The following is a 22,010-nucleotide window of genomic DNA, read 5'->3' on the forward strand; positions in this document are numbered from 1 at the left end:
TTCGCTCCGCGTCGAGAGTGAGGTCGCCGACGAGCGGGTGGTGAAGGCGTTTGACGCCCGAGGCGTGGGCCCGGACATCGTGGTCGGCCCACAGACGGCGGAAGGTGTCACTGTGCAGGGACAGCTCGCCGATCAGCTCAGTGAGCTGCGGGTCGTCGGGGTGGCGTCCCGCGTACAGGCGCAGTGCGGCCAAGCAGTCGCCGGCGACCTGGTCCCAGTCGGCGTACAGCGTGCGGGCTGCCTCGTCGAGGAAGACGAAGCGGGCGAAGTTGCGCTCCCGGCGTGGCCGGGCTTCGAAGTCGGTGTAGAGGGCGTAGGCGAGCCGGTTGGCGGCCAGCACGTCTGTACGTCGCCCCTGGACCACCGCGGGAACGCTGAGAGAGTCCAGGGCCCGGTACAGGACCGGATGGACCCTCTGCGGGGCGAGGGGGCGCTTGCGGCGGGTCCGGGCGGTGGTGGGCTGGGTGAGGTCGAAGAGGTGGGCGCGTTCGGCGTCGTCCAGCTGCAGGGCGCGTGCGACGGCCTCCAGGACGGTCTCGGACACGCCCTGGGTACGGCCGCGCTCCAGACGGATGTAGTAGTCGACGCTGACCCCGGCGAGCTGGGCGACTTCCTCCCGGCGCAGCCCCGGTACGCGGCGGGGGCCGCCTTGTGGGGCGAGGCCGGCCTGTTCGGGGGTGATCCGGGCCCGGCGGGTGCGCAGGAACTCACGGATCTCACTGCTGCGGTCCATGGATCCACCGTACGGCGGCCTCCCGCCGCCGGGGTCCTTGAAAGGGGTACTGGCAGACCCCCGGACGAAGGGAACCCCTTCGAGCGGCCCACGCCGGGTCTGCGGATGCTTGGCTAGAAAACGATCAGGGTGTCGGGACGGCATCCGAGGAGAAATGCAGAGCCCCGTGAAGGCAGTCCCTTTACCAGGTCACCCATCGTCTGCCTGCGGCTTGGAAGTGGCCAAGGCAACCAAACCAGCGATTCAGGAGTTACACCGATGGCAAACAGGATGAACCGCAGCACACGGACATTGTCGGCCAGGAGGGTATTGGTCCTTAGTGTCGCCCTGACGAGCCTTGCAACCCCCTTGGCGTTCGCCGGCAGCGAGGGTACCAATTCGGGCGTTACGGTTGCCAACGTGGGCGCTAACGCGAATGCCAATGCAGCCACTGCCGCAAACCAGGCGACGATCACCAGCTTGGCGGACTTCGAAAGGGAGGTCCGCGAGGACCGCACCGTCACGCGCAAGGAAGTCACGTTCAAGAACGGGGAGCTCGACATGGCTGGCGTGCGGTTCGCACCGCCAAGATGAAGCCTGGCAAGAAGTACCCGGCGGTCGTCATCGTGCATCCTGCCGGCGGGGTCAAGGAACAGACCGCCAGTCTTTACGCTTATCGACTCGCGCAGCAGGGTTACATTGCACTGGCCTACGATGCGTCCCATCAGGGGCAGAGCAAGGGGCAGCCACGCCTGCTCGAAGACCCCGCGAACCGGGTGGAAGACGTACGCAGCGCGGTCGACTACCTCACCACACTTCCCGCTGTTGACCGTGAGCGGATTGCGGCTCTCGGTATTTGCGCCGGCGGCGGATACGCGATCAACGCCACAATGACTGACCATCGCATCAAGGCCGTCGCCGGCGTGGCCACATTCAATTACGGCGACGGTGTCCGTCAGGGCTGGAGGGCAACGGGAACTGCAGAGGAACAGCGTGTCGCTCTTGAGGATATCGCTCAGGAGCGCACAGCGGTGGCCAACGGCGCTCAGCCTACGATGCTTCCGTACGTACCCGACTCGGTTGAGGGTGTCACCGAGCCCGATATGGTGGAAGCCAGCGAGTACTACCGGCAGGCGGACCGGTGGCAGCATGAAAACTCGCCGAACCGTTTCCTGAAGAGCAGCATGGACAAGATCTACGCCTTCGACGCCTTCGACGGTATCGATACCTTGCTGACTCAGCCGCTTCTCTTGATCGCTGGCAGCGAGGCTGGCTCAAAGTGGCACAGCGATCGGGCGTACAAGGAGGCGAAGAGCGAAAAGGAACTCTTCGTCGTCCCGGGCGGTACGCACATGAGCATGTACGACAAGGACGTGAACAAGGCGATGCCCAAGCTGCTTGAGTTCTTCGGCAAGCAGCTCCACCCCTCTGCAAAGTAACCTAGCCAACGGAACACCATGGCGACACGATTCCGGTCGTGGTCATGGTGTTCCGTCGATGTGTTCCGTGAACTGCACGAAAGCCGTCCCGGTGGCGCGGGAGAACACCACCGGGACGGCTCCACTCAGCGAAGGGCAACAATGCCCGCGTGCCGGTCGACCACTCGGACTTCTTGACCATGGTTGTGCCGCAGCAAGCATGTAGGTCTGAGGCTGCCCCGCTGTGCGGGAGGTGATGACCCTGGCCTGTGCCTGGACGACCTCCGTGACGGCGGCACCCCACCGCGCTCCACCGTCCGCAACCTGCTCGACGGTGTCGCTCTGGACAACGGCCTGAGCGTCGAGGAGCTGTCTGAGGCAATCACCCACCTCGCCTTCTGCGCCGGCTCCTGCTCACCCAGCCGGTTCTCATCGTGGCGGGCAGCGAGGCGGGATCGCTGTGACACTCCACCGAGCTGTACAGCCGGGCCCGCAGCCCCAAGAAGCGCGTGATCGTCGACGGCGGCACGCACATGGACTTCTACGACGTGCCCAGTACGTCGACCGCACCCTCGCCGAGGCCACCCCGTTCTTCAAGGAGAACCTCGGCCAGTGCTCCAGCAGGGCGGCGGGTCGGGCCCACCGGCCCCTGCTCGCCGGGCCTTGGAAGGGGTACTGGCAGACCCCCGGAAGAGCCGTACCCCGTACGGGGGCCCAGGCCGGGTCGGCGGGTGGTTGCCTGGATAGCGGGCCTACTGCGCAGCACTAGAAGTACGTAGGAGATCGTCTCGTCGCTGTCCGCCGTCCGCCCGTACGCCGTACCTGCCTGAAGAAAGGGACACCCCCAATGGCTTCGAACCTGACCGGCACCGTCGCGCTCGTCACGGGAGCGAGCAGCGGTATCGGCGCCGCCACCGCCCGCCGGCTTGCCGAGCAGGGCGCCTCGGTGGCGCTCGCCGCTCGCCGCAAGGACCGCCTGGAAGCTCTTGCCGCCGAGATCGAGCAGGCCGGTGGCACCGCGATGGTGGTGGCCGCGGACATCACCGACCGCCTCCAGGCTGAGGACGCCGTACAGCAGGTCATCGAGCGGTACGGACGGCTGGACACCCTGGTCAACAACGCCGGTCTGATGCTCCTGGGCCCCGTCGTCGGCGCGGACCCCGAGGAGTGGGACCGCATGATCGCCATCAACGTCCAGGGCCTGCTCTACACCACCCGCGCCGCCCTGCCGCACCTGCTCACGGCCGCTGAACAGGGCCCGCGCCAGGTCGCCGACATCGTCAACATCGGCTCCTACGCCGGCCGCGTGGCGAGCAAGGGCTTCGGCGTCTACAACGCCACCAAGTTCGGCGTGCACGCCTTCACCGAGTCCCTGCGCCAGGAAGTCACCCAGCGCCATGTGCGCGTCGGTGTCCTGGAGCCGGGCGCCGTGGAGAGCGAACTGGGCACGCACAACAAGCCCGAGGTCCGCGATGAACTGATCGACCCGTACTTCGAGGGGACCGAGGTCCTGGCCGCCGAGGACATCGCCGACGGCGTCGCCTACATGGTCACCCGTCCCCGCCACGCCGCCATCGGCGAGCTGTGGATCATGCCCACCGAACAGGCGTGAGCACTCCGCCACCCGGCCGCCACCGTCTGACCTCTCCCTGCCCACGTAACTCGTCAACTCTCCCCAGCCCACCGGGTGCCGTACACGGCACCTGAAAAAGGAACCCCTCATGAGCAAGGTCATTTTCGTCACCGGTGCCGGACGCGGTCTCGGCACGGACATCGCCCGCCAGGCCCTCGCCGCCGGCCACCAGGTCGTCGCCACCGGCCGCCGCCCCGAGGAGGTCGAGAAGACCCTGGGCGGCCCGCAGGACAACCTGCTCGTCGCCAAGCTGGACGTCACCAGCCTGGACGACGCGCACGCGGCCGCACAGGCCGCCGTCGACCGGTTCGGCCGCATCGACGTCCTGATCAACAACGCTGGCAACTTCTTCGCCGGCTACTTCGAGGAAATCTCCCCGGAGCACATGCGCCAGCAGATCGAGACCAACCTCTTCGGCCCGATGAACGTCACCCGCGCCGTCCTGCCCGTCATGCGCGCTCAGCGCGACGGTCACGTCATCACGATCTCCTCGCTCGCCGGTCAGGTCGGCACGGAGTTCACCTCCGCCTACGCCGCCTCCAAGTTCGGCGTCGAGGGCTGGATGGAAGCCCTGCACCACGACATCAAGCCGTACAACATCCGCACCACGATCGTTGAGCCCGGCTACTTCCGCACCGAGCTGCTCGTGGACGCCTCCACCACCTGGCCCCAGCCGACCATCGACGACTACGCCGAGCGCACCACCGCCACAATCGAAGCCTGGAAGAGCATCAACGGACAGCAGCCCGGCGACCCCGCCAAGCTCGCCCACGCCCTGCTGACCCTCGCCGACCAGGACCAGCCGCCCCTGCGCTTCGTCGCCGGCGCCGACGCCATCGAAGGCGTCACGGCCAAGGCCAGGGAACTCCTCGCCCAGGCCGAAGCCTCCCGCGAACTGGGCGGCAACCTCGGCCACGACGACACCAACTCCTGACACCACCCGATGCAGTGGCCGGTCACCAACCTGCCGGTGCATCAGCGCCGCTGCCACGAGCGGCGAGACCCTACACACGGTGCTGTGCTCTCGCTTGCCTCCACGCTCGTACCGCTCCCCCGCGCTCGCGCGCCGGGCACATCACGCACGCACCCGAACGGTGGCCCGGCGGCGTGGAAGGTATGGGGGCGCCTGGAACGCTGCCCGAGCCGATGCTCACCACCGCCGTGAACAGCCCCGACCTCCCACCGGGTCGGCGGCCGAGCCGAAGTGGGACGGTTCTCCAGACACCCGCAACGTGTCTCACCTGAAGCGCTCTCCACCGCGGGGCAATCCGGGTTTCGGGGCCCTACGGCTTGGCGTCTGGGACGTGGGCTTCCAGGTCGGGCGGGTCAAGTGCGGCAAGGCGCCGTCTGTCTGCTGTGCGCAGGGGTGACAGGAGGGTGGGGAGGGCACTCAACGTCATTCCGGCTGCGGCGGCCCACAGAGTGGCTGTTGCCCCGAGTGCGGAGCCCAGGGTTCCACCGAGGAGTCCACCGAGAGGAATGCCGATCCAGGAGATGAAGCGGGTTGTGGCGTTCATGCGGCCGAGGAAACCGTCCGGTGTGAGCGCTTGTTGGCAGCCGGCTTGAGCTACGACGCGGATGACTCCACCCATTGAGAGAGCCACAAGCCCGGTCGCAGCCGCCCACACGCTCCACCCTGGCCGGGCCAGCGGCATCAGGGCAGTCAGCGGGCAGGTGACCAGGGATGCCAGCCAGATGACCTGCCCCTGTCCGAACCGCTTCACAACGGTGGTGGCCAGCAGCGCGCCCAGCAAGGCACCGCAGCCCATCCCCGAGAAAATCAGGCCGACGCCAAAGGGCTGGAGACCGGTCTCCCGCTCCAGGAAGACAAGCAGCATGGCCTGGTACATCGCCAAGAAGAGGTTGAACACCGTGTCCCCGAGCGCGATAGCACGCAGGATGGGGTGCCGGAGTACGAACTTCAATCCTTCCCTCATCTCTTGCTGCAGATCGGGCTTTCGGCTGGGTGGTGGCTTGGGTTCGTCTTTGCGGATCGTGGTCGCGAGGATCCCTGACAGGGCCATGCCGACGGAGCTTGTCAGGAGAGTTGCAGGAGCTCCGACAATGCCGATCAGAGGTCCCGCTGCTGCGGGACCGCTGATGCTGGTCACCGAGCGCACGGCCGACAGTTTCGCGTTTCCCTCCACCACGTTGTCGCGTCCCACCAGGTGCGGGAGATAGCTCAGGTACGCGACGTCAAAGAGGACGGTCAGCGTCCCGTGCAGGAGAGCGACCGTGCAAAGCCACCAGAAGGTGAGCCCGTCCGCCCACCAGGCCACGGGAACGGTCGCGAGGACCAGCGCGCGAGCAAGGTCCGTAACGATCATCACCCATCTCTTGCGCATCCGGTCCACCCACGCGCCTGCCGGCAGCCCTACCAAGAGCGAGCCTGCCGAGGTCATTGCAGCCAGGAGACCGACCTGGAACTCGTCAGTGTCCAGTGCTGCGATGGCGACGACGGGGAGCACTAGAAACACAACGCGATCGCCGAACTGGCCGAGTGCGGTGGCGGCGAACAGGCGGCCGAAGTCCCGGTCCCGTAAGAGTCCGGGCCGTGCCGATGCAGACATCGAGTCTCCTGCGGTCGATGCGGCAGAGGGTCGCTCCCATGGCTTTCAAACGGCTAGGGCCGGTCGACCCCGAACTCGTAGACCACTTCCCGGCGCATGTCCGGGATGACGATGTCGGCTGTCTCCACCGGCCGGCCGTCGGTGTCGTAGATGGTCCGCTCGATGAGCAGCACCAGGTCCCCCACGCCGATGCCAAGGAGATGGGCCTGCACCTGAGTGGCACGGGCAGGGCGCGGCACCTCGACCACCGTGTCGACGGTGATGCCGATGGAGCGCATCCGCTCCACCACCCCTCTCCCTGCCAGGGGGCCGTTCTCGGGCAGCATGACGGGCGTCCCCTCCGTGATGGCCATCGGCTCCCAGGACGCAGAGAGCTGGACGGGCTGTCCATCGGCAAGGAACTCGTAGTGCGTGGTGACGCACAGTTCCCCCGGGGTGAGGGCAAGCCGCTCGGCGATCGCGTCCGGGGCAGGAACCCGTGGCTGGCTGTGGGCGTCCCACGCGCTGGCCCGACCCCGCTCCCTCATTCCGGTATCGAGGGGAGAGCCGTCTCTGCGCTCGCGGTGCCGGGAGCGCACCAGGCGCAAGCGCTCCCGCGGTTCCCGGACGTAGGTACCCGAGCCGACACGTCCCTCAAGGAGACCATCGACAATCAAACGGTCCATGGCCCTCTGCACGACGTTGCGGCCCACCCCGTACTCCTCGGCGAGCCGCATCCGAGACGGCAGGCGCTCCCCGACCTGCCACTCCCCCGCCAGCACCCGGGCGCGCAGAACACCGGCCAGGGCGAGGTATGGCGCCTGTCGAGGCATTGACGTTCCTTCCGTATCGCTCATACGTGACGACTGGTCACAGGGACGTCGGCAAGCTACTGCACCGAAGAAAAGCTGCTGGAGTAAAAGCACACACCGCGCTCATACCGCTCAGGAGCGTCACGGCATCGAGTGACCAGGACAGCAGCAGGTGTCTCAGGAGACACCGCGCAGTCTGGAGAAGGACGGCTACCGGGCCCAGCTCGCCGTGTACGGTAACCGGCGGGTGCTGCTGCGCTCCCGGCGCGGTACGGCGTGACGCCGGTGTTCCCGAGATCCGGGCGGCGGCGCTCGCGCAGCTGCCGGCGGACACCGGCCTCGACGGAGTTATGTGACCTGTACGGGTGTCCCAGCCTCAGGGTGTCTCAGGCGGCGTACCTTCGTAGACGGGGCGGGTGCCCGAGCAATGCTCAGATCCTGTGGATCGGCCCCGGGAGGACGTACCTTCCCGGGTGATTGATCGATAGGTCACCGAGCAAGACCGACGTTCGCGGCGTCGGTCGGTAAGGCACCTTCATGCTCACCGAAGTCAACGAAGACGGCGCCACGCGAGATGGGTCGTCGCTGCTGGACGAGATCGTCCGGGAGGGCGCCCGCAGGATGCTGGCCGCCGCGCTGGAAGCCGAGGTCAACGCATACATCGCCGAGTTGGCCGACCAGCGGGACGAGAACGGGCGGCGGCTGGTAGTGCGCAACGGCTATCACCAGCCAAGGAAGGTCACCACCGCGGCCGGGACCGTGGAGGTGAAGGCCCCGCGGGTGAACGACAAGCGCGCCGACCTCGATACGGGCGAACGCAGGCGGTTCTCCTCGGCGATCCTGGCGCCTTGGGCCCGGAAGTCCCCGAAGATCAGCGAGGTGCTCCCGCTGCTCTACCTGCATGGGTTGTCGTCTGGGGACTTCGTGCCCGCGCTGGGGCAGTTCCTCGGCAGTTCGGCCGGGCTGTCGCCGGCCACGGTCACGCGGCTGACGGCCCAGTGGCAGGCCGACCACGCTGCCTTCATGGACCGCGATCTGTCGGCCACGGACTACGTGTACGTGTGGGCCGACGGCATTCGCCTGCGCATACGCCTGGAGGAGGCCAAGGCTGCCGTGCTGGTGGTGATGGGCGTGCGGGCGGATGGCACCAAGGAGCTGATCGCGCTGGCCGACGGTTATCGCGAGTCGACGGAGGCGTGGGCGAGCCTGCTACGCGACTGTGCCGCCGGGGCATGCGCGCCCCGGTGCCGGCCGTCGGGGACGGCGCGCTCGGATTCTGGAAGGCCCTGGCCGAGGTGTTCCCCGACACCCGCGAACAAAGATGCTGGGTTCACAAAACCGCAAATGTTCTCGATTCCGAAGTCGGCCCAGCCTGCGGCCAAGCGCGCCATCCAGGACATCTACAACGCCGAGAACAAGGAGCAGGCCCGCAAAGCCGTCGCCTTATTCACCAAGCAGTACAACGCGAAGTACCCCAAGGCGGTCGAGAAGATCGTGGACGATGAGGACGAGCTGCTGGCGTTCTACGACTTCCCCGCCGAGCACTGGATCCATCTGCGGACCACGAATCCCATCGAGTCGACGTCCGCCACCGTGCGGCTGCGGACCAAGGTGACGAAGGTGCCGGCAGCCGGGCCGCCGGGCTGGCGATGGTTTTCAAGCTGGTCGAGTCAGCCCAGGCCCGCTGGCGGGCTGTGAATGCTCCCCACCTCGTCGCTCTGGTCCGTGCCGGGGCCCGCTTCGAACGCGGCCACCTCGTCGAACGCTCCGAGATCCTCTCGGCGTGAGCAGCCTCAGCCGAATCCGCAGAAGCCGGGAGGATCTCAGGCACTCGGGCGACTCGGGCGCCGTATGTGCAGGTGGCCATCGCGGGGGAAGGAGGGCGGTGCCGCGGGCAGGATGGTGTCGAAGTCGTAGCGGCTCTTCTGTGCAACCCGGCACGATGCCAGGTTGTCCACCTGGTGCAGGAGTTCGAGACGCTTCAGCCCGTCGGGTTCGAAGGTGTCGAAGGCCCAGTTGGTGAGTGCCTCCAGAGCGCGGGAGGCCACTCCCCGCCCGCGAGCGTGCGCGGCGGTCCAGTAGCCCACTTCGGCTGCCGGTTTGCCGGAGGTGACTTCCTTGAGGACCACGTTGCCCACCAACTGTTCGCGAACTGAACCGGGTGGTGTCTCAAGGACGGCGAAGCCGAACCGGTCCCCCGCTGCCCAGCCCTGCTGCTGAGCCTGCACCCAGCGTGCCCCGTCGGCATCGTTGTCCACGACAGAGCTCGTCCACTGGCGCAGTGCGGGATCCCGGCTCACCTCGACCAATGCGGCAACATCCTCCATGCGCCAGGGGCGAAGAACGAGAGCGGGAGAGACCGGCGACGCGGCCACCTGAAGTACGACCGGGGCACTCATCAACCGATCATACGTGGCGGCGTTTTCACCCGACGCCAGCCGCGTCCGCCCCATGCTGCCTTGCGACCGCCCCGTCATTGCTGTGTCCGGACGCGCAGAGCCTGGACGGACCAATCGAACACTGGAGCCAGACTCTCCGGGGCCGGCCAGCCGTTGACCACTGCGAGCAGCTGGAGGTACCCCTCCCTGCGGGGGTCACTCACGCTCTCCAGCAGAGTCGCCAGCCGGCGGCGAAGCTCAACGTCGTCGGGGCGGCCGAGAAGGTGCGCGCAGTGCGCCGTGAACGCCGCGACGATCGGATCGGCCTGGGGCGAGGCCGGGTCGATGCCGGCGGCCAGGGCCGGGCCGACCTGGTCACGGACGACTGCGGCAATGTCGCGGCGCGGGCCCATCATGTCGCTTCGGGTCTGCTCGGCTGCCTGGTCCTCGGCCACCCTCCGCACCATGCTGCGGAAACCCGGGTCCAGAGACATTTCGGCCAATTCCACCTACGCTTGGACCTGCTCTGCCTCCGGGTTGTCGGGCAACTCGGGGGTCATCGAGCGCACGACCCCCGCGAATGCAGGGGCGGCGTCACAACGATCGCCAGGGGAAGATCGCCCACCTTCGGAAGTACGCAACCTCGGTGCCGCTCTACAACTGCATGGGCACCTGGCACGATTGACATCCACAATTGTCTCTGCTCGGAGGTACGTGATAGTGAGGCTCGATGATGATGCGCGTAGCCTGGTGACTGCCCAGGGACTGGGATTCGTTGCCACGGTACGGCCAGACGGTACTCCGAGCTTGTCCCCCAAGGGCACGACCGAGGTATGGGATGACGATCACCTCGTCTTCCTCGACCTGCACTCGCCCGGCACGGTCGCCAACCTCGTCGCGAACCCGGCAGTGGAGATTAACGTTGTCGACCCGGTCCGCCGGAAGGGGTACCGCTTCCGCGGAGTCGGCGAGGTGCACACTGAGGGCGAGCTGTACGACCGGATCGTACGTCGCTTCCAGCGCAGCCGCGGCACGGACCCGGCTCGGGTCAAATCGGCAGTGGTGGTCCGTGTGCTGGAAACCGAGCGGCTGGTCTCTCCTGCGTACGAGGACGGCACCAGCGAAACCGAGATCGCGGCGAAATGGCGAGCCCGGCTGACTGCCGAGGAGGCGTGACGGAGAAGACCCGCACCAGGGTGGTGCGCTCTTCAGCTTGTCCTACACTCCAAGCGCCTGGCGAGTGGATCTTCTCCTGCACCTGACAAGGAAAGGCCGCCACGTTCGAGGGCGCAACGATCGCCAGGCTTGAAGGCGAGAAGATCGCTGCGCGACGAGGTGCGTCGCGCCGTGCGCCACTTTCATGCTGTGCGAACCGCACAGGGATAAAGGTGGCGAGCCTTGCCCGGCAGATCCGCAGCGGTACCCGCTGCGCCTGGCTGGTGTCCGACCGGCTCGGCGCCGCCATCCGCGCCACCGGCGTGAACCGCTCGGGTGACCAGCAGGTAGCGGCGCCGCGACCAGCGGTGCGCCCCCGTCGTCTACACGGCGTGGCGCAACGCGTACGACCATCGTCGGCGGCGGCGTAGGCCATCGGTCGGTGGTGCAGGCCGGGGCCCGGATGCTCCCGCGCGCCGTGCTGCCGGCCCTTGCCCGCACCTCCTCCCGGGGGAAGAGTCGGGGCCCGCAATCGGACGTCGCGCATCGGCGACCGTCCGCTCAGCGTTCCCGGGAGGAGTCGCACCATGAAACGATCGCGCCCCAGAGCCTGGCTCCTGGCGGTCGTCATGTCCGTGCTGACCGCAGCACTGGCGTTGTCGCCCGCACAGCCGGCGGCGGCCGACCCAGCCGGTGTCCTGCGCACCCTCGACTGGGAACAGGCGGCCGACCGCACGCTCCCGGCCACCGCGCCCGCCAACTTCCTCAAGCAGTGGGGCACTTCCTACGGTGCCACCAACGTCACCGGCCCCACGCGCGACGGCTCCCACGCGGCCCGTTTCGAGCTGCGCAAGACCGATCCGGTCGTCTCCAGCAGCAAACGGGCGGAGATATCGCAGCGCGACGAGCAGCCGGCGAACGCCGAGCGGTGGTACGGCTTCAGCATCAATCTGGCGTCGGGCTGGGCCTATGACACCTCGGCCGAGATCGTGAGCCAGTGGCACCAGTGCGACGTCGGCTGCCCGGGCGGCTCACCGCCCCTGGCGCTCATGACCGACGAAGGGCGCTGGAAGATCGACTTCCGCGGTCAGTTCCTCGATCTGGGCGCGTACACCACCGGTGTCTGGGTGGACTGGGTCTTCCACGTAACCTGGCGCACCGACAGCAGCGGCGTGCTGCAGGTCTGGAAGAACGGCGAACGCGTCGTGAACCGCACCGGCGCCACCCACGACGGCGGCCCGCGCTCACCCTACTTCAAGTTCGGCATCTACAAGTGGGACTGGAACACCGGCGCCCCCTCCAGCACGACCCAGCGCGTGATGTACTACGACGCCCTGCGCCTGGGCGATGAGCGCGCCGTCCACAAGGACGTCGCACCGCAGCGGACCTGCGCGCGGGCCGCACCGGTGACCTCCGCGACCGCCACCACCCACGAACCGGCGAATCCGCCCGCCAACGCCGTCGACGGCGATCTGACGACCCGCTGGTCCGGCCAGGGCTTCGGCGCCGCGCTGATTCTCGACACCGGCGCGCCACGCCACCTGTGCGGCGCGGCGGTGGCCTGGCACCGCGGCGACCTGCGGTGGAACGACTACACCATCCACGCCTCGCAGGACGGTGTCTCCTACACCAAGGTGTGGGAAGGCCGCAGCTCGGGGACGACCACCGCGCCCGAGACCGTCCTCTTCACCAATGGACCCGTGGACGTCCGCTATCTCAAGATCTCCTTCTGGGCGAACCCGGAGAACGACTGGGCGAGCATCACCGAGGCGAGCCCCCTGGGCCTCTGACCGGTGCCGCCCCCGGACCGCCTCGACAACTGCGTGAGGAATCTGGTCCAACCAGTCGACGAGCACGGCGCGGCGGTTCACGCTGTGCCGCCGGCAGAGGAATGCATCCGCAGGGAAGCGGTCTCGGACCAGCTCTTCTCGCCCCTCCGGGACCGCGCCCTGAACCGGCACGCCGTATGAGAGTCCGCAGTCCTCACCGTCTGATCACAGGACCTGAGGACGCTGCGGGGCGTTCTCGATACCCGGCGGCGGATGACACCCCCCACGGTGCGGAACCGGGAAAGGTCGTGGGTGACCTTCTGCGGGTGTTGCCGCGGACGGTGACCAGGACCAGGCGGCGGAGCGTTTCGTAGGCGGCCACGGTCGACTTGCTTCCCCTGTCGATGATGTGCATGCCGGGGCGGATGTGGCCGGTGTACTGGGCGAGGACGAAGTACTTGTTCGTCACGTACCGGTCGGTGCCGGGGTAGGGGTTCGCCTCGCCGAGCGTGCCGCCTTGGTGGTGCGGTCCCAGTGCCCTGTCCCTCAGGTGGCGGCCAGGATCGCGGCCGGTCGTCGGGGGGTGGCATTGCCCGCGGACGCGGTGACCGCGGCGGTCACGGCCTCGCCGAGGGGCGCGGCGGCGGTCTGCGTGGTCCCGACGGCGACGTGGTGGGCGGTGGTCTCCACCGCTGTCACCACGGTCCCGTCGATCCGGCCGATCTCGTCGTGTCGGGGTCCGTAGGTGAGTCGAAGAACCCCTCGCGCCGGCTGTCCGGTGCGCCGGCAGCAGCCGTCCGCCTCGGGCCCAGTGGGCGACGCCGGTGCGTGGACCGCGTCGAGCCGGTCGAGGACACCCTGCGCGGCCCGTTCCGGAAGCAGCTCTGCGATGGGTTCGCCGAGTTGCGCCCGGTCGCATCCGACGGCCTCGAAGAGCGCAGGGTTCGCCGCTTCCGGCAGATGGTGCGACCGTGCGCGGGAGCCCGCGAGCCCTCGCTCATCCGGCCGGGGGCTGGGCGTGGCCCGCAGGCGGCTCCGGCTGAGTCGGTCATGGTTCGCCCATCGGTGCTATGAAGGGTACATGAGGGTATTTTCCGGACAATTCCGGACCCGGCCCCGGACGGTGTCTCGCGCCCCGCCCACCCGGCGCGCACGTGGTCGGCGCGGCTCTCTGCTGGACCCGCACAGCGCGGCCGGGCAGGTATTCCTCGTCCAGATCGTGATCGTGGTCCTGCTGGTCGTGGCCGGGATGGTGAGCGTCATGCTCCAAGCGGCGCATGACGCTGTCCAGCAAGGGCGTCGGGACTCGCTCGTCGCCGCCCAGTCGTTCGCGAGTTCTCCTGGCATGGTCGAGGCGCTGCGCAGCCGCGACCCGACTGCGGTGCTGCAGCCGCGAGCCGAAGAGGCGCGCAGGAAGACGGGCGTGGATTTCGTGGTGGTCACGGACACCAAGGGGATTCGCCTTACGTACCCCTTCCCGCATGAGATCGGGAAGAAGTTCGTTGGCACCATCCAACCGGCGCTGGAAGGCCGAACCGTCATCGAGCAGGCAGGCGGGCCGCCCGTGCCCGCGGGTGGGGGGACGGCCGTGCAGGCGGTGGTCCCGGTGACCGACGCGCGCGGCACCGTCGTCGGTCTGGTCTCGGCCGGGATCACGGTCGAGAACGTGGGAAGGCTGTGGGTGCCGCAGCTGCCGATCATCCTCGGAGCCGGGGCGGCCGGTCTGGCCCTGGCGGCCACGGGGACCACCCTCGTGTCCCGGCGGCTGCTGCGGCATACGCACGGCCTGGCTCCGCTGGAGCTCGCGCGGCTGTACGAGCACCACGACGCGGTCCTGCACGCGGTGCGGGAAGGGGTGCTGATCACCGCCGCCGACGGGCGGCTGCTGCTGGCCAACGACGAGGCGAAGCGGTTGCTCGGCCTGCCGGCGGACGCACCGGGGCGCCACGTGCGGGAGCTGGGACTGCCGGAGCAGATGACTCACCTGCTCGTCTCCCCGGAGGCGGCCACCGACGAGGTGTATCTCGCCGAGGACCGGTTGCTGGCCGTGAACAAGCGCGCGACGTTCCCGCGCGGGGACCGGGGCGGCAGCGTCGTGACGTTGCGGGACTCCACGGAGCTGGCCGCCGTCTCGGGGCGGGCGGAGGTGGCGCGGGAGCGGCTGACGCTGCTGTACGAGGCCGGGGCGCGGATGGGAACGACGCTCGACGTGAGGCATACGGCCCAGGAGCTGGCCGACGTGGCGGTACCGCGGTTCGCCGACATCGTCACGGTCGATCTGCTGGACGCGGTGCTGCTGGGACGAGAGCCCACGGCGGAGGGATGGCGGCATCTGCGGCGTGCGGCTGTCAGCGGGCATCAGCAGGCGATGCCGATGTATCCGATGGGCGAAGTGATCACGTTCTCGCCGGGGACGCCGCAGATGAAAGCGCTGCAGCAGGGCAGGGGCGTTCTGGAGGCGGACCTGTGGCAGGCGCACGGCTGGCGGGAGCAGGACCCGGACCGAGCCCGCAGGGCCATGGAGATGGGGCTGCATTCGCTGGTGACCATGCCGCTGCGGGCACGGAACGTGGTGCTGGGCGTGGCGAACTTCTACCGGTCGGCCCCCTCCCCGGCGTTCGAACCAGAGGATCTGTCCTTCGCCGAGGAACTGGCCGCACGTGCCGCGGTGGCCATCGACAACGCCCGGAGGTTCGCCCGGGAACACGCGATGGCGGTCACACTGCAGCGCAGTCTGCTGCCGCGCGGGCAGCCGCAGCAGGACGCACTGGAGGTGGCCTGGCGGTATCTGCCCGCGGAGGCGGGGGTGGGCGGTGACTGGTTCGACGTCATCCCACTGCCGGGCGCGCGCGTGGCGCTGGCGATGGGTGACGTCGTCGGCCATGGGCTGCACGCCGCGGCGACCATGGGCCGGCTGCGCACCGCGGTGCACAACTTCTCCACGCTCGACCTCCCCGTGGACGAGGTGCTCGCCAACCTGGACGACCTCGTCGTACGCATGGACAACGAGGAGAGGACCGGGGGGGATGGCGAAGGCCACGAAGGAGAGGGGGTGACGGGAGCGACATGTCTGTACGCGATCTACGACCCGGTGACGGGGATCTGCACGATGGCCCGCGCGGGGCACCCCGAGCCGGTGCTGGTGCGCCCGGACGGAACCGTCACCTGTCCCGGTGTGCCGGTATCGGCCCCGCTGGGCCTCGGCTGCTACCCCTTCGAAACCGCCGAGCTGCACCTGAGCGAGGGCTCTCGACTGGTGCTCTACACCGACGGCCTGGTGGAGCAGCGAGCCCATGACATCGACGTCGGCCTGGACCGGCTGCGCCGGACACTGAGCGAGGCCGGGACGCGCACTCCGGAGGAGGCGTGCCAGGCGGTGATCGAAGCGCTGAAGCCGGCGCACCCCACCGACGACATCGCGCTGCTGGTGGCGCGGACCCGGAGGTTCCCGCCCTCGCGCGTGGCCGAGTGGAGCGTGCCGTCCGACCCCGCGGAGGTGCCCTCGGTGCGGGCGCGGTGCAGGGAGACGTTGCGGAGCTGGGGGCTGGAGGAGATCGGATTCACCACGGAACTGATCCTCAGCGAGTTGGCCACGAACGCGATCCGCTACGGGTTGCCGCCGGTGAACGTGCGGCTGCTGTACGGGCGCTGTCTGATCTGCGAGGTGTCGGACGCCAGCAGTACATCGCCTCGTCTGCGGCGGGCGACGACCACGGACGAAGGCGGACGGGGCCTGTTCCTCGTGGCGCAGTTCGCGCAGCGATGGGGCACGCGCTACACCACCCGCGGCAAGGTCATCTGGGCGGAGCAGACCCTGAGCGACGGCCCGTCCGCCGCCATGGCCCACGCACCGGTCGACGCTCTCCTCGAACAGTTCGGTGATGCCACCCTGTGAGTTCGCACGGCATGCTCGCCGGAGCGACCTGACGGTGCCCGTCCACTGTGCTGTGCGGCTGCTCGGGCCGGCCGAACGGCTGGGGGCGCTACGGGAGTTCCAGCCGACGGTGCCGGCGGAGCGGGCCCGGAGCGGTCAGGTTTCTCGAAGGCCAGGGCCTCATGAGCCGGGAACGCGGCGAACGCCGCCGCGAGGGCCACGTCGTCGACGACGTCTCGTACCAGTCGGTGATCGCCGGCGCCCGCCCCGGCGCCCAGCTCGCCCGAGACCGCGCAACAGGGCATCCGCATCCTCGGCGCGCCGACACCCGGCACTGCCACGGCGACCTCGGATCGCGGGTAAGACATCAGGCCCGGTTCACATACCGGGCGACGAGGCCCGGCCTATCAGGGCCCAGACGCACGTACCGTCAGGCGCGCGGCGGACCCCGTAGCGCTCGGTCAGCGCCTCCACCAGCCACAGGCCACGGCCGCCCTCGGCGGCGTCGTCGTACGCGGGGTCGGCCGGTGCTCGCCACATGCCGGTGTCGCGGACCTCGATCCACAGGTGTGACGGGCAGCGGGCGAGCCGCAAGGTCGCCTGGGGTGAGCCGCTGTGCCGGACGGCGTTGGTGACGAGCTCGGAGACCACCACGCCCGCCGTCTCCTCCACCTCGCCGCTCATCTCCCATTCGGCCAGCCGGGCCCGGGTGAACGCCCTGGCGCGTGCGGCCGCCCGCATCTCGGTGGGCAGCGTGCAGCAGGCGTACGCCGTGGCGTCCCGGGGTTGGGACACGGCGTCCCGTGTCGTCGGGTCCCCGCGCTGGTTCGATCCTCGCCGGAGGGCCGGCATGATGTGTCAACTCCCTGCTTGTCGGTTCGGAGTTTGAGGGACGGGACTCGAGGAGGCGTCGGACACGATGAGCGCGTCCAGCCTCCGGGGCCCGTGCACCCCTTCCACTCGGTCGAGTTCGATGTCGCTGGTGGCCGACGGCCCGGACACGAACGTCAGCGGCCGTGCCGGATCCAGGCGGGCCAGGGCCTCCGGAACCGAGGCCACCACCTGGTCGGCCCGTACGACGCACACGTGGACGTCGGGTACGAGGGTCAGCGCACGGCGGCCCTGTCCCGGTCCTCCGTCCAGCACGAGCGTTCCGGTGGCGGCGATGGCCACGGCCACGGTCGTCACCACCGCGCCGACCCGGTCGAGGTCGGCGACGGGCAGGCGGGGGACGTCCGTCAGGACCCGCTCGGAGCGCAGCGCCGACCGCCAGGCGGGCGGGAAGCCCTCGGGCACCACCACGGAGCCCCGGCCGCCGGCGGACCGCGCGATCAGGGCGGCCACCTCCTCCTCGGAGACCAGCCGCACCGACGCCCCGTAGTGCGCCAGCCGTTCGGCCAAAAGGTCCACGGTCGTGGGCGACCCCGGCGGCGGGGTCCCGCCGTGCGAGTAGTCCCGGGGGACCGGGACGTCCTCGGCGCGCTCGCTCCCGGGCACGTCCCGCAGAGCGTGCCTGATCCGGTGCAGTACCTCCGTCCGCGCGTCCGGCCGCGCCTGTCCACGACGTACGGTCATCGGTGAGACCTCCTCCACCAGGCGCGGAAACTCTCGGTGGCCGGGACCGGGGCGTCGCGGGCGTCGGTCCAGCGGGACAGCGGGCCGGGAAGCCGGCCCAGGCGTTCCCGGCGCGTCAGGAGACGTGCGAGCACGGCCCCGGCGCGCTGGGCGGCGGCGAGCCGCGACGGGGCGGCAAGCACCCACTTCGCGGCCGCCATCCCCAGGCGTTCCGGACCGGGGACGAGCCGTCCGCGCTCGGCGTCGACGACCCGGGCGCGCAGATGGACCAGCAGGCCCGGAATGTCGATCTTGACGGGGCAGGCCTCGTAGCACGCTCCGCACAGCGAGGAGGCATACGGCAGGGAGCGGTCCACCTTCGAGGCCGTGCCCCGCAGCTGGGGGCTGAGGACGGCGCCGATCGGGCCGGGGTAGACCGAGCCGTAGGCGTGTCCGCCGACCCGCTCGTAGACGGGGCAGACGTTCAGACAGGCCGAGCAGCGGATGCAGTGCAGCGCCTGCCGGCCGACCGGGTCGGCGAGTGTCTCGGTCCGCCCGCCGTCGAGGAGGACCAGATGGAAGGCGCGGGGGCCGTCGGCGGCCTGGGTGCCGGTCCAGGTGGAGGTGTAGGGGTTCATCCGCTCCCCGGTGGAGGAGCGGGGCAGCAGCTGGAGGAAGATCTCCAGGTCCTGCCATGACGGTACGACCTTCTCGATCCCGGCGACCGAGATGAGCGTCTCGGGCAGCGTCAGACACATCCGCCCGTTGCCCTCCGACTCGACCACGACCGCCGTTCCCGTCTCGGCCACCAGGAAGTTGACGCCCGAGACGGCCACCTTCGCGCGCAGGAACTTCTCCCGCAGGTGCCGCCGCGCGGCCTCCGCCAGCCGTCGGGGGTCGTCGTCGAGGTCGGCGGGCGCGGGAGCGCCGTACGCACCCATCGACCGCAGGAAGATCTCCCTGATTTCCGCCCGGTTGCGGTGGATGGCGGGCACCAGGATGTGGGAGGGGCGGTCCTCGCCGAGCTGCACGATCAGTTCGGCCAGGTCCGTCTCGTACGCGGCGATACCGGCGTCGGCCAGTGCGTCGTTCAGCCCGATCTCCTGGGTGACCATCGACTTGACCTTGACGACCTCCCGCTCGCCGGTGGCCCGTACGAGGTCCACGACGATGCGGTTCGCCTCCTCGGCGTCACGCGCCCAGTGCACCTGCCCGCCCGCCGCGGTCACCTTCTCCTCCAACTGCACCAGGTAGCCGTCGAGATGGCGCAGGGTGCGCTCCTTGACGGCGCGGCCCGCCTCCCGCAGCCGCTCCCAGTCGTCCACTTCGGCCACGGCGGTGGCCCGCCGGGCGCGGATGGTGCCGGTGGCGTGTGCGAGGTTGCGGCGCAGCTGGGTGTCGGCCAGGGCGCTTCGCGCGGCGTTCGGGAACGCCGGCATGCCCAGGAACGTCGTGTCCTTCACGGGGTCCTCGTCCTTTCGATGCGGAGCCGGTCGGCGGTGCGGTGCCGGGGGACGGGAGCGGGCGCGGCGGCGGGCGGGCGGACGCCCTCCGGTGTCGGGCAGCCCTCGGTCGCCGAGAGGCCGGGAGGGGCCTCGGTGGACGCGAGGATCTCGGCGAGGTGCAGGGTGCGGACCCCGGCGCGCAGCCGGGACAGCATGCCGCCGATGTGCATCAGGCAGGAGTTGTCGCCGGCGCACAGCACCTGCGCGCCGGTGTCCAGCACATGCCTCACCTTGTCCGTGGCCATGGCCACCGAGGTGTCGGCGTTCTTCAGCGCGAAGGTGCCGCCGAAGCCGCAGCACTGGTCGGCCGCGGGCAGTTCGACCAGTTCCATGCCGCGTACCGCACGCAGCAGGGCCAGCGGCCGGTCGCCGACGCCGAGCATGCGCAGCGAATGGCACGTCGGGTGGTAGGTGACCCGGTGCGGGAAGTACGCCCCGACGTCGGTGACGCCGAGCACGTCGACGAGGAATTCCGACAGCTCGTACACGTGCGGGGTCTTCCGGACCGCCGCGGACAGCCGGGGCTCGCCCGACGCCTCGGCCACCCGTCCGTGGTGGTCGCGGACCATGGCGGCACAGGAGCCGGACGGGGTGACGACGGCGTCGTAGCCGGCGAACACCTCGCCGAAGCGCCGTACGAGGGGGACGCACTCGCGCTGGTACCCGGTGTTGAAGTGCATCTGCCCGCAGCAGGTCTGCTCCCTCGGGAAGTCGACCTCGCAGCCGAGCCGTTCCAGCAGCGTCACCACGGCTCGGCCCGTCGCCGGGAACAGGGTGTCGGTCAGGCAGGTGATGAAGAGCGCGATCCGCATGGGTTCCTCCGGTGCTCGGACGGTGTGCGGCGCTGCTAGGGCAGCATCCAGGCGAGGACGTTGGACTGCAGGAACACCAGCACGCACAGGGCCAGCAGGAGCAGCAGGCTCCACTTGATCGCTGCCCGGAAGAGCACGGATTCCTGGCCGGCCAGGCCGACGGCGGTGGCGGCGATGGTGAGGTTCTGCGGGCTGATCATCTTTCCGACGACACCGCCGGAGGTGTTGGCCGCGACGAGCAGGGTGGGGTCGAGGTCCGCCTCGTGCGCGGCGGCCTGCTGCAGGGTCGCGAACAGCGCGTTGGCGGAGGTGTCGGATCCGGTGACGGCGGTACCCAGCCAGCCGAGGACGGGTGAGAGGAACGCGAAGGCCGCGCCGGCTCCGGCGATCCACGTGCCGATGGTGATGGTCTGTCCGGACAGGTTCATCACGTAGGCGAGGGCGAGGACGGCGGCCACGGTGAGCAGGGCCCAGCGCAGCTTGACCACCGTGGCCACGAACTCCCGTGCCGCCGATGCGGGGGCCACCCGGTAGACGGCGGCGACCACGATGCCCGAGAGGAGCAGCAGGGTGCCGGGAGAGGAGAGCCACGGGAAGGTGTAGACGGTGGTGGTCGAGACCTTCCCGGCCGCGGTCAGGACCTGCCCGTCCAGCCCCGGCCAGCTGATCTTCATGTCGGTTGCGGCGAGGAACTCCTTGGCGGGCGTCCACAGCTTGGCGAGCGAGAACACGGCGATGACCACCAGGTAGGGCAGGAAGGCCATCAGGATCCGGGAGCCCCCCAGGCTCGGCCGGGTGCCCTCCGGCGCCGGACGGGTGCGCGTGGCGGCGGGCCGGTCCTCCCGGCCGGCGGTGTCGTGCGAGCGCGGCCGCGGCGAGGCGGCGTCGGCCGGCCCGTCCTCTCCCGCTGCTGCGGCCGTCCCGCCTTCCGTCGGCTCCCGGAGGTCCGCGAGGGCCCGCTCGCCACCCCGGGGCTGCCACACCCGCAGGAAGAGGACGACGGAGACGAGTCCGGCCAGGGAGGCGACGATGTCGGTGAGCTCCACCGACAGGTAGTTCGCGCTGACGAACTGCGCGAGGCCGAACACCGCACCGCACATCAGGGCGACCGGCCAGGTCTGGCGCAGCCCCCGGCGGCCGTCGACCAGGGCCACGAGCATCAGGGGCACGAAGAGGGCGATCAGGGGCGTCTGCCGGCCGACGTAGGCGCCGATCTCCGTGTACGGGATCTTGGTGAGGTTGCCCGCGGTGATGATCGGGATGGCGATCGCGCCGAACGCGACTGGGGCCGTGTTGGCGACCAGTACGGTCAGGGCCGCCCGTACCGGGGCGAAACCGAGGCCCATGAGCATGACGCCGGTGATCGCCACCGGGGCTCCGAATCCGGCCAGCGCCTCCAGCAGGCCGCCGAAGCAGAACGCGATGATGATGGCTTGCACGCGCGGGTCGGCGCTGATCAGTCCGAAGGCACCGCGCAGGTCCTCGAACCGGCCGCTGACCACGGTCAGCTGGTAGACCCAGATGGCCGTGAGGACGATCCACATGATCGGGAACAGCCCGAAGGCCGCTCCTTCGCTCGCCGACAGCAGGGCGAGGTCCGCGGGCATGCCGTAGGCGGTCACGGCGACGACGACCGCGACGGCGAGCGAGGCGAGGCCGGCCCAGTGGGCCTTCATCCGCAGGCCGCCGAGGAGCACGAAGATCGTCAGCAGAGGGAGGGCGGCGACCAGGGAGGAGAGCGCGAGGCTGTCGCCGAGAGGGGAGAGATCGGGCTGGTACATGAGAGACCCTTGCTATGTGGCTATGGTCAGACCATGCGTTGGACTTTCCACGCTAGGC

17 protein-coding genes and 3 pseudogenes are annotated in these 22,010 nt (G+C 69.6%); 9 read left to right on the top strand and 11 right to left on the bottom strand.

What is annotated here, in order from left to right:
• Positions 1–61 precede the first annotated feature (61 nt).
• Positions 62–877, bottom strand: a pseudogene (locus ACIG0D_RS31355) (helix-turn-helix transcriptional regulator); the annotation flags it as partial.
• Positions 878–991: 114 nt separating this feature from the next.
• Between ACIG0D_RS31355 and ACIG0D_RS31360 the strand changes: the two are divergent.
• The 5 genes and pseudogenes from ACIG0D_RS31360 to ACIG0D_RS31380 all read left to right on the top strand — a co-directional run bounded on the left by ACIG0D_RS31360 (position 992) and on the right by ACIG0D_RS31380 (position 4,697).
• Positions 992–1,306 carry a hypothetical protein gene (locus tag ACIG0D_RS31360; RefSeq protein ID WP_399807642.1) on the top strand — a complete coding sequence of 105 codons (315 nt, stop codon included), beginning with the start codon at positions 992–994 and terminating at the stop codon, positions 1,304–1,306.
• On the top strand, positions 1,303–2,151 hold the full coding sequence (locus ACIG0D_RS31365) for an alpha/beta hydrolase (protein ID WP_399807645.1): 849 nt from the start codon (positions 1,303–1,305) through the stop codon (positions 2,149–2,151). The genes ACIG0D_RS31360 and ACIG0D_RS31365 overlap by 4 nt, the downstream gene beginning before the upstream one ends.
• Before the next feature lie 312 nt (positions 2,152–2,463).
• A pseudogene (locus ACIG0D_RS31370) lies at positions 2,464–2,643 on the top strand (hypothetical protein); the annotation flags it as partial.
• A gap of 334 nt (positions 2,644–2,977) precedes the next feature.
• Positions 2,978–3,742 carry an SDR family NAD(P)-dependent oxidoreductase gene (locus ACIG0D_RS31375; protein ID WP_399807648.1) on the top strand — a complete coding sequence of 255 codons (765 nt, stop codon included), beginning with the start codon at positions 2,978–2,980 and terminating at the stop codon, positions 3,740–3,742.
• A gap of 109 nt (positions 3,743–3,851) precedes the next feature.
• The gene (locus ACIG0D_RS31380; RefSeq protein WP_399807651.1) at positions 3,852–4,697 is read left to right on the top strand and encodes an SDR family oxidoreductase; all 846 of its coding nucleotides are present in this window, start codon (positions 3,852–3,854) and stop codon (positions 4,695–4,697) included.
• Positions 4,698–5,046: 349 nt separating this feature from the next.
• Here ACIG0D_RS31380 and ACIG0D_RS31385 read toward each other — a convergent pair whose 3' ends face one another.
• Positions 5,047–6,333: an MFS transporter gene (locus ACIG0D_RS31385; protein ID WP_399807653.1), complete on the bottom strand. Its 1,287-nt coding sequence runs from the start codon at positions 6,331–6,333 to the stop codon at positions 5,047–5,049.
• 53 nt (positions 6,334–6,386) lie between these two features.
• Entirely contained in the window at positions 6,387–7,145 is a 759-nt protein-coding gene (locus tag ACIG0D_RS31390) for a GntR family transcriptional regulator (RefSeq protein ID WP_399807655.1), read from the bottom strand.
• Between the two features lie 516 nt (positions 7,146–7,661).
• Here ACIG0D_RS31390 and ACIG0D_RS31395 point away from each other — a divergent pair.
• Positions 7,662–8,822, top strand: a complete 1,161-nt coding sequence (locus tag ACIG0D_RS31395; RefSeq protein WP_399807657.1) for a transposase — start codon at positions 7,662–7,664, stop codon at positions 8,820–8,822.
• A gap of 125 nt (positions 8,823–8,947) precedes the next feature.
• Here ACIG0D_RS31395 and ACIG0D_RS31400 read toward each other — a convergent pair whose 3' ends face one another.
• Together ACIG0D_RS31400 and ACIG0D_RS31405 are read right to left on the bottom strand one after the other, a co-directional pair.
• Complete coding sequence (locus tag ACIG0D_RS31400; RefSeq protein ID WP_399807660.1) at positions 8,948–9,523, bottom strand: GNAT family N-acetyltransferase; 576 nt, start codon at positions 9,521–9,523, stop codon at positions 8,948–8,950.
• Positions 9,524–9,597: 74 nt separating this feature from the next.
• A pseudogene (locus ACIG0D_RS31405) lies at positions 9,598–10,098 on the bottom strand (MerR family transcriptional regulator); the annotation flags it as partial.
• Positions 10,099–10,222: 124 nt separating this feature from the next.
• On the opposite strand from ACIG0D_RS31405, the gene ACIG0D_RS31410 reads away from it, so the two are divergent.
• Both ACIG0D_RS31410 and ACIG0D_RS31415 read left to right on the top strand, forming a co-directional pair.
• Positions 10,223–10,678 (top strand): pyridoxamine 5'-phosphate oxidase family protein, encoded by a 456-nt coding sequence (locus ACIG0D_RS31410; RefSeq protein ID WP_399807662.1) that lies wholly within the window; start codon positions 10,223–10,225, stop codon positions 10,676–10,678.
• Between the two features lie 566 nt (positions 10,679–11,244).
• Positions 11,245–12,447, top strand: a complete 1,203-nt coding sequence (locus ACIG0D_RS31415) for a heparin lyase I family protein (RefSeq protein WP_399807664.1) — start codon at positions 11,245–11,247, stop codon at positions 12,445–12,447.
• A gap of 525 nt (positions 12,448–12,972) precedes the next feature.
• On the opposite strand, the gene ACIG0D_RS31420 is transcribed toward ACIG0D_RS31415, so the two are convergent.
• On the bottom strand, positions 12,973–13,128 hold the full coding sequence (locus ACIG0D_RS31420) for a hypothetical protein (protein ID WP_399807666.1): 156 nt from the start codon (positions 13,126–13,128) through the stop codon (positions 12,973–12,975).
• A 547-nt stretch (positions 13,129–13,675) separates the two neighbouring features.
• On the opposite strand from ACIG0D_RS31420, the gene ACIG0D_RS31425 reads away from it, so the two are divergent.
• Positions 13,676–16,321: a SpoIIE family protein phosphatase gene (locus tag ACIG0D_RS31425; RefSeq protein WP_399807937.1), complete on the top strand. Its 2,646-nt coding sequence runs from the start codon at positions 13,676–13,678 to the stop codon at positions 16,319–16,321.
• Positions 16,322–16,678: 357 nt separating this feature from the next.
• On the opposite strand, the gene ACIG0D_RS31430 is transcribed toward ACIG0D_RS31425, so the two are convergent.
• From ACIG0D_RS31430 to ACIG0D_RS31450, 5 genes are all read right to left on the bottom strand, one after another.
• Complete coding sequence (locus tag ACIG0D_RS31430; RefSeq protein WP_399807668.1) at positions 16,679–17,095, bottom strand: ATP-binding protein; 417 nt, start codon at positions 17,093–17,095, stop codon at positions 16,679–16,681.
• 63 nt (positions 17,096–17,158) lie between these two features.
• Complete coding sequence (locus ACIG0D_RS31435; protein WP_399807670.1) at positions 17,159–17,875, bottom strand: lactate utilization protein C; 717 nt, start codon at positions 17,873–17,875, stop codon at positions 17,159–17,161.
• On the bottom strand, positions 17,872–19,293 hold the full coding sequence (locus ACIG0D_RS31440) for a LutB/LldF family L-lactate oxidation iron-sulfur protein (RefSeq protein WP_399807940.1): 1,422 nt from the start codon (positions 19,291–19,293) through the stop codon (positions 17,872–17,874). The genes ACIG0D_RS31435 and ACIG0D_RS31440 overlap by 4 nt, the downstream gene beginning before the upstream one ends.
• Positions 19,294–19,313: 20 nt before the next feature.
• The gene (locus tag ACIG0D_RS31445; RefSeq protein ID WP_399807673.1) at positions 19,314–20,171 is read right to left on the bottom strand and encodes a (Fe-S)-binding protein; all 858 of its coding nucleotides are present in this window, start codon (positions 20,169–20,171) and stop codon (positions 19,314–19,316) included.
• 35 nt (positions 20,172–20,206) lie between these two features.
• Positions 20,207–21,952, bottom strand: a complete 1,746-nt coding sequence (locus ACIG0D_RS31450) for an L-lactate permease (RefSeq protein ID WP_399807675.1) — start codon at positions 21,950–21,952, stop codon at positions 20,207–20,209.
• Positions 21,953–22,010 lie beyond the last annotated feature (58 nt).

It is taken from the genome of Streptomyces sp. NPDC052773, from assembly GCF_044547145.1.
Lineage (GTDB): Bacteria > Actinomycetota > Actinomycetes > Streptomycetales > Streptomycetaceae > Streptomyces.

Coding starts and splice junctions, on each gene's coding strand:
- ACIG0D_RS31450 (WP_399807675.1), bottom strand. CDS start 21,952: ATGTACCAGCCCGATCTCTCCCCTCTCGGCGACAGCCTCGCGCTCTCC.
- ACIG0D_RS31435 (WP_399807670.1), bottom strand. CDS start 17,875: ATGACCGTACGTCGTGGACAGGCGCGGCCGGACGCGCGGACGGAGGTA.
- ACIG0D_RS31445 (WP_399807673.1), bottom strand. CDS start 20,171: ATGCGGATCGCGCTCTTCATCACCTGCCTGACCGACACCCTGTTCCCG.
- ACIG0D_RS31400 (WP_399807660.1), bottom strand. CDS start 9,523: ATGAGTGCCCCGGTCGTACTTCAGGTGGCCGCGTCGCCGGTCTCTCCC.
- ACIG0D_RS31360 (WP_399807642.1), top strand. CDS start 992: ATGGCAAACAGGATGAACCGCAGCACACGGACATTGTCGGCCAGGAGG.
- ACIG0D_RS31365 (WP_399807645.1), top strand. CDS start 1,303: ATGAAGCCTGGCAAGAAGTACCCGGCGGTCGTCATCGTGCATCCTGCC.
- ACIG0D_RS31385 (WP_399807653.1), bottom strand. CDS start 6,333: ATGTCTGCATCGGCACGGCCCGGACTCTTACGGGACCGGGACTTCGGC.
- ACIG0D_RS31375 (WP_399807648.1), top strand. CDS start 2,978: ATGGCTTCGAACCTGACCGGCACCGTCGCGCTCGTCACGGGAGCGAGC.
- ACIG0D_RS31380 (WP_399807651.1), top strand. CDS start 3,852: ATGAGCAAGGTCATTTTCGTCACCGGTGCCGGACGCGGTCTCGGCACG.
- ACIG0D_RS31415 (WP_399807664.1), top strand. CDS start 11,245: ATGAAACGATCGCGCCCCAGAGCCTGGCTCCTGGCGGTCGTCATGTCC.
- ACIG0D_RS31395 (WP_399807657.1), top strand. CDS start 7,662: ATGCTCACCGAAGTCAACGAAGACGGCGCCACGCGAGATGGGTCGTCG.
- ACIG0D_RS31440 (WP_399807940.1), bottom strand. CDS start 19,293: ATGCCGGCGTTCCCGAACGCCGCGCGAAGCGCCCTGGCCGACACCCAG.
- ACIG0D_RS31390 (WP_399807655.1), bottom strand. CDS start 7,145: ATGCCTCGACAGGCGCCATACCTCGCCCTGGCCGGTGTTCTGCGCGCC.
- ACIG0D_RS31425 (WP_399807937.1), top strand. CDS start 13,676: ATGGTGAGCGTCATGCTCCAAGCGGCGCATGACGCTGTCCAGCAAGGG.